The sequence below is a fragment of the Kocuria gwangalliensis genome (genome assembly GCF_039544365.1).
GTDB lineage: Bacteria > Actinomycetota > Actinomycetes > Actinomycetales > Micrococcaceae > Kocuria > Kocuria gwangalliensis.
Window position 1 is genome coordinate 1 of record NZ_BAABLN010000045.1, and the last position, 669, is coordinate 669.

The window sequence follows — 669 nt, forward strand, 5'->3', positions numbered from 1 at the left end:
GTGGCAGGCCGATCACACCCTGCTCGACGTGGCGATCCTCGATCACCGGGGGCGCCCGGTGCGGCCGTGGCTGAGCGTGATCCTCGACGACTACTCCCGCGCGGTCGCCGGCTACACCGTCTTCACCGGCGCCCCCAATGCCGAGCAGACCGCCCTGGCCCTGCACCAGGCCGTGCGGGCCAAGCCGGATGCGCGGTGGCCGGTCCAGGGGTTGCCCGAGGTGCTCTACAGCGATCACGGGGCCGACTTCACCAGCACCCGGCTCGAGCGGGTCTGCTTGGACACCCACATCCGGCTCATCCACTCCCGTGTCGGGGTCTCGCAGGGGCGGGGGAAGATCGAACGCTTCTACGGCACGATCACCACCGAGGTGCTGCCGCATCTGCCCGGGCACATCCCGCACGGAACCGGCGGCACCCCCACCTCAGCACCATCCCTGGCCCTGGAGCAGCTCGACGCGGTGCTGGGGCGCTACCTGATCGAGGACTACCACGCTCGGGTGCACTCCGAGACCGGCCAGGCCCCGGCCGCCCGCTGGATCGGGGACGGGTGGATCCCCCGAGCCCCAGCACGACCGGAAGACCTCGACCTGTTGCTGCTCACCGCCGCGACCACCCGCATCGTCCAGCGCGACGGCATCCGTTTCCAAGGCACCCGCTACATCTGCCC

At 71.0% G+C, this 669-nt stretch carries 1 protein-coding gene; it reads left to right on the forward strand.

Annotated features, from left to right (window positions below):
- A partial coding sequence (locus ABEA06_RS13490) for a DDE-type integrase/transposase/recombinase (RefSeq protein WP_345311826.1) occupies positions 1–669 on the forward strand: 669 nt, incomplete at both ends.